The 4,673-nt window shown below is 30.1% G+C and carries 1 protein-coding gene; it reads left to right on the top strand.

The window, feature by feature from the left end:
• Positions 1-191 precede the first annotated feature (191 nt).
• Positions 192-4,673 (top strand): filamentous hemagglutinin N-terminal domain-containing protein (locus L8X40_RS08150; protein ID WP_263667658.1); only part of this gene is annotated, 4,482 nt, incomplete at its 3' end.

The following is a 4,673-nucleotide window of genomic DNA, read 5'->3' as shown; positions in this document are numbered from 1 at the left end:
TGCAAACAATAAACAACTAAATCAAAAAGACTTACAAAGCTTATTAGAAACTATCACTAAAAATAATCAAAGCTTACATAAAAACATCAAAGCAAAAGTTCAAAAAGCTAAATACACTCTAAGTGTAAGTAAAGATGCAAAAAGCATAGTAGTGAATTTAAACTAAAGCAATATACCAAAAAGGATTAATTATGAAAAAGTTAGCAAATCACATCATACTCTCAGGCATAACAGTATCAATGCTCTTTTCTCCACTAATGGCTTTACCTAGTGGAGGTAAATTTACTCATGGGACTAGTGGGACTATAAATACTAATGGTAATAACATGGATATTATGGGTAAAGGACAAAACTCAGTCATACAATGGGGTGGTGGTTTTAGTATAGGTAAAGGCGAAAGTGTAAACTTTGGAGGTAAAGACAAAAACTACCTAAACATTGCTCATGGAACAGATAAATCTACCATAGAAGGTGTATTAAATGCAGGTAGCAATAATGTATTTTTAATCAATCCTAATGGGGTAATTATTACTAAAACAGGAACTATCAATGCTAATCGCTTTGTGGCTTCGACTTCGTCGATGAGTGATGGGGATATGTGGAAATTTGCTAAATCTACACAAGAACAAGGTGCAGCTTTCTCTCCAGTGTTTAAACCAAATGGTGGCAATGTAGTCAATATGGGTAATATTAATGCTAAAAACGTTACTTTGCAAGGTAATAAAGTAATGTTAAGTGCTGATACTAGTTGGGATGATAAAAATAATAAAATAAAATTCAATCAAATCACAGCAGATAGTATAGATTTAAAAGGTAATGAAGTTTATGTGGATATTTCTACTATAAATTCTAAAAACCTAACTACTGAAGCAAAAAATAAAGGAATTGCTTATTTAAGCACTACGGGTTATTATTATAATCCTACAAGAAAATACAATGATATTGTATTTACCACTAAAGGTAATATGGATAAAACATATAATCAATATATTAGTATAGGTTCTGACTTAGACTGGTGGCACTTTGCTAAAGGATGGAATGAAAAAGATGATTTTAGAAATAATGTAGTAGGGGATACTTTTAAACTTACTAATGATATAGATTTTAAAGCAAGTAGTGGACAAAACTATGCTAATTATTGGGTAGACTTAAATGGTGATGGTAAAAGACAAGCTAATGAATTTACTAATATGATAGTAGGATATAAAGATGATAGTGCTTTTACTAAAACATTTGACGGGCAAGGTTTTACACTTAAGAATATTAATATAGATACGACTAAATTAGATAATAAGCCAAGATATGTGGGATTATTTGGTAAAGTAGATGGTGCTAATTTTGCAAATATAAATGTAGATTATAAAAATGGTGGGATAAATGCAAGTAACGAATATGTAGGTGGTTTTGCTGGATATATAGATGGATTTGTAGATGGGATTTCTATTAAAAACATCAAATATATAAACAATAATGCAGATATAACTTTAGATTCTGGATACATGACTTATTATGGTACAGGTGGGTTTGCTGGAGATGCTAATGGGATGTTTAGAAATATATATTTAGATAATATACAAAACATTACAGTAAGGGCAAATTTAACAGATAATTCTAAAATTCCAGAAGATGATTGGTGGTATGATCCTAGGATTATGCTTAATTATGGCGTAGGTGGATTTGCTGGTACGACTTTTGGTATATTCGAAAATATACATATAAAAAATTCTGGAAATTTGGAATTAAACTATAAAACCAATCCTGGAAATAAATATCCAACTTATGGTATAGGAGTGGGAGGATTTACTGGAAATGCTACAGGTGGAATATATAATGGTATATTATTGCAAAATATCAAAACCCTAAAAACAAATTACCTTAACAATAATACACCTATAGGATATAGGGTTCAAAGCTTTGCAGGTGGATTTGCTGGAAGAACTAGCAATGGTTCTTATAAAAATATCAGTATAAATGAAATTGGAAAAATAGAAAATATATCTAATAGAACTAATGGTACCGGCGGGTTTGCGGGTTGGATTGATGGGGGTGATTATAGCGTTATATCTATAAATGATATAGAAGAAATCAATAGTATTTCAGAAGACATAGGTACATACACTATTTACAGTGGAGGATTTGCTGGGGTTATTAATATAGGTTCATTTAACAATATCAAAATAAGTAAAATTGGAGAAATATACGCCAAAGGAGAATATTCTTATAGTGGAGGGTTTATTGGGTATATAGGATCAACATGGAACTCTAATATCGTTGATCCTATTTTTAATGATATAGTTATTAGCAATATAGGCGCATTAAAAGCAGACACAACTAAAGAAGAATTTACTGCAGCTTATACTGGTGGATTTGCTGGATATATTAACAGTGGAAAATTTAGCAACATTTCAATAGAAGATATAAATAATATTACAGCGAGTACTCCACGCTCATCATATACTGGAGGTTTTGCTGGTGTAGTAGGTAGTGGAAAATTTAACAACATTTCAATAGAAGATATAAATAATATTACAGCGAGTACTCCATACTTATCATATGCTGGAGGTTTTGCTGGTACAGTAGGTAGTGGAGAATTTAATGAAATTTCTATAAAAGACATAATAAATATTAGCGCCAAGGATACTGCTGGAGGTTTTGCAGGAAAGATTGCTCAATCACATGCAAGTGGTAAAGCTAAGGCTATATATGAAAATATTAAAATAGAAGATATTAAAAATATTACATCAAAAGATACAACTGGCGGATTTGCAGGACATATAAATGCTCATAATGGAAAATTTAAAAATATATCTATAAATAATATAGGCAATATAGAGAGTATTGCTGGAGGTTATTCTTATGCTGGTGGATTTGCTGGTCATATAACTAACGCTTTTTCATCTGAATTTTCATTTATAGCATTAAATAATATAAATAATATTACAGTAAATCCTATTGGTTATGGAGGTGATTCTTATGCTGGAGGGTTTGCTGGACAAATTTATAGTGGTAAATTTAGTAATATATCTTTAAACCATATTCAAAATATTAAAAGTTTATATACTCCAGAAAATGAAAATAAGCGGTTTGCTAAAAAAGTTTATGCTGGAGGGTTTGCTGGACAAATTTATTCTGGAATTCTTGAAAATATATCTATATATGATATAAAAAATATTCATGCTATTAATAACGCTCAACACCATGGAAGTGATATTGAAAATGGTGGCAAAAGCAGTTCTTATGCAGGTGGATTTGCTGGAGATATGTATACCACTAGTAAATTTAATAATATTTATATGTATTTTACTCCAAACTCTATTATTAAATCAGAAAGTAAGCTTAATGAAAGCTATGCTGGTAAATTTGCAGGTGTAACCACTATGAGTGGTGATGGAAATCTAGATATTTCCAATATTCACATTTATCATCACAAAAAAGATTTAACTAATGCAACAGCTGATCAAAAATATTGGGGCAATGAAATCCAACTCCATCCTTATGATGATAATAATCAAGGTTATATAGACTTTAAAACAGCAGCTTTGGTAGCTTTAAATGGCTTAAAGGAAATAGATTGTGGTACTGGTAGGAAATGTTTAGTTTTTACAAGTGATTTTAAAGTTGATAATCCAAATATCACTTCCCCTGACATACCAGATTTTAATGCCAAACAACCAGAACCTTCAATTCCTAACATAGAAGATATTATCAACGAACAAGCCACTCTAGACACAGACGACATCTTAGATCTAAAACTTTTAGAACAAATCATAGCCGATTTAAAAGATAAATTCTATGTAGTAGATATAAATACATTAAATGATTTGTTAAAAGCTTATAGTAAGATTGATAAGGATAATCCTGCCTCTAAAGCAGAGTTTTTAGCTAATTATCTTTTAAGTAAAGATAAATACTCAGATAAAGAAAGACTTGATATAGCTCATTCTATGATTCAAAGCTTAGACTTTTTACTAGCTTATCAAGACAATGGCTTAGACAAAGCTAGTGATGATAAATTTGCAAGCAAAGAAGCTATAAAAGCTAAAAATGATATTTTAACTGAAGTTTTTACAGCTTCCAATCAAGCTAATACTAATAAAGATAAAGTAAATAACTTTATCCAATACTTAAACAATGAAGTAAATAAAATCAACTCAGCTAACAATGAATTCAAAGAAAAAAACTATTACAAACAACTCAATGATTTAGCCTTAGCTTATAATAAATATGTAGAATTAATTAATAAAGGCTTAGCAAGTAAAGATGATCAAGCTTTTAAAGATATTAGCGGTAGGTTATTTGCTTTAATAGCTAGAGTAGGAGATGAAACTGAAGCTATAGAGCGTTTGATTAAAGACTTTGAAGATTTAAAAACGCAAGTAAGTAAAAATTCTAACGGACATTTTGTTGTTACAGGAGAATTATCAGCTATTAAAATACCTTATCCTATTTTAGCTTCTATTAAAGATGATAATGGTGGTGAAATAGAAATACCTGATAAGCCAGATTTACCAGAGATAGATTTAGATTTCAAACAAACTGCTTCGCTTAATTTAATAGGTGATAATGCTTTAGATGAAGAAGAAGAAACTGAAGAAATAGATGAAACTTCCTTACTTCAAAAAGGTAAAACCTGCATAGTCAGTGATAATTATAAAACTATGAATCCTTGTGTA

The organism is Campylobacter sp. CNRCH_2013_0855, assembly GCF_025773025.1.
Taxonomy (GTDB): Bacteria; Campylobacterota; Campylobacteria; order Campylobacterales; family Campylobacteraceae; genus Campylobacter_D; species Campylobacter_D jejuni_C.
The sequence above is the reverse complement of the archived record's forward strand: the minus strand, read 5'-3'. Positions and strand labels throughout refer to the sequence as shown.